Origin of the sequence: Mesorhizobium sp. M2A.F.Ca.ET.067.02.1.1 (assembly GCF_004023285.1) — a bacterium.
Classification (GTDB): Bacteria; Pseudomonadota; Alphaproteobacteria; order Rhizobiales; family Rhizobiaceae; genus Mesorhizobium.
In genome coordinates this window covers 1-1,516 of sequence record NZ_RZSB01001059.1, presented here as the reverse complement: position 1 = coordinate 1,516, position 1,516 = coordinate 1, and the positions used below count along the sequence as shown (strand labels likewise).

The 1,516-nt window shown below is 63.5% G+C and carries 3 protein-coding genes; all 3 read left to right on the top strand.

What is annotated here, in order from left to right; translation table 11 throughout:
• The coding region (locus EOA28_RS35390) for a hypothetical protein (RefSeq protein WP_148671093.1) at positions 1-229 on the top strand (229 nt) is incomplete at its 5' end.
• A 15-nt stretch (positions 230-244) separates the two neighbouring features.
• A complete protein-coding gene (locus EOA28_RS35385; protein WP_126064026.1) occupies positions 245-631 on the top strand; it encodes an RNA-binding S4 domain-containing protein in 387 nt (128 codons plus the stop codon).
• 204 nt (positions 632-835) lie between these two features.
• Positions 836-1,174 (top strand): ferredoxin FdxA, encoded by a 339-nt coding sequence (gene fdxA / locus EOA28_RS35380; protein WP_126080777.1) that lies wholly within the window; start codon positions 836-838, stop codon positions 1,172-1,174.
• The last annotated feature ends 342 nt before the right edge of the window (positions 1,175-1,516 follow it).

The following is a 1,516-nucleotide window of genomic DNA, read 5'->3' as shown; positions in this document are numbered from 1 at the left end:
GGATGCAGGCGACCGCCGCGAGGGCGGTGAACGCCGCGAAGGGCGGCCGCAGGGCGATCGTCGGGAGGGCCGGCCTGACTGGAAGGGCAACAGGCAGGAAGGCAAAGGCAACGCTCCGGGCGGCAAGCCGGCCTTCCAGGGCAAGCCGCGCGAGGAACGCCCGCAGCGCTTCGATCCGGATTCGCCCTTCGCCAAGCTCGCCGCCTTGCGCGACCAGCTGAAGAAATAACCTCGGTCGGTTGCAATGGTTGGAGAAGGCCGCCAGCGCATCGACAAGTGGCTGTTCTTCTCGCGCGCGGTGAAGTCGCGGTCCCTTGCCGCGAAGGTCGTCGTCGCCGGACGCGTTCGCATCAATCGCGACAAAGCAGCGCAGGCCTCCGATCTGGTGAAGCCCGGCGACGTGCTGACCATCACGCTCGAGGGCCGTATCCTGGTCTGGAAGGTGCTTGATTGCGGCACGCGGCGCGGGCCTGCCGATGAAGCGCGCCTGCTTTACCAGGACATGTCGCCGGCGCCGACGCCCAAAGGCGGGGCCGTTGCGGACGCCATTCCAGCGCTGCGCGAAGCCGGCAGCGGCCGCCCGACCAAACGCGAGCGCCGCCAGACCGACCGTCTGCTCGGCGACGATTGAGACATAGCCGGCCCGGGGCGCGGCCCGAGCAAATTCCGCGAACCCTGCGCGGCGATCCAGGCTCGGTGACCTCGATCCGCTCTTCCGGCCGGAATTCCTTTCCGGCCCTCGGGCTCCGCCGGCAATCCCTACCCTTGCATGCGGCGGGCAAAGGCGTTACCTCAGCCAAAAAGCCCAACAAAATGGGACGTTCCGGAGCCTGCAATGACCTATGTCGTGACCGACAATTGCATCAAATGCAAATATATGGACTGCATCGAGGTCTGTCCGGTCGACTGTTTCTACGAGGGCGAGAACATGCTCGTCATCCATCCCGACGAGTGCATCGACTGCGGCGTGTGCGAGCCCGAATGCCCGGCGGACGCGATCAAGCCGGACACCGAGGGCGGTCTCGACAAATGGTTGCAGATCAACGCCGAATACGCGGACAAATGGCCCAACATCACGGCCAAGAAAGAACCGCCCGCCGACGCCAAGACCTTCGACGGCGAGACCGGGAAGTTCGAGAAATATTTCTCGGCCGAACCCGGCGAGGGCGATTGAGAAAGAGGCCGATAGCGCTGGCATGACGCCGCGTAACGGGGCCGATACAAATACTGTCTTGACAGGCAGCACTGCCGCTTGGCGTTAGCGAACGCGGCAAAACCTTGATTCTTCCGACTTTTTGTGTTACATAAGCAAAACATGCCGGTGACACGACGTCGATTTATGGCGCTAACGCCCCAAATCACTGAAAGGTGAGCTTTTAATTCCGGACCAGAGCGATCTGGGGCAGGCGGTCGCATTCGTGCGATATGCCGGTCCCCTGCTTTTCCGGTGGGTTCATCCTGTTGCGCGGCTAACGGTCGGCTGTCGCCGGCCCCATGGGTTCGCGCCGGCATGATG

Coding starts and splice junctions, on each gene's coding strand:
- EOA28_RS35385 (WP_126064026.1), top strand. CDS start 245: ATGGTTGGAGAAGGCCGCCAGCGCATCGACAAGTGGCTGTTCTTCTCG.
- fdxA (WP_126080777.1), top strand. CDS start 836: ATGACCTATGTCGTGACCGACAATTGCATCAAATGCAAATATATGGAC.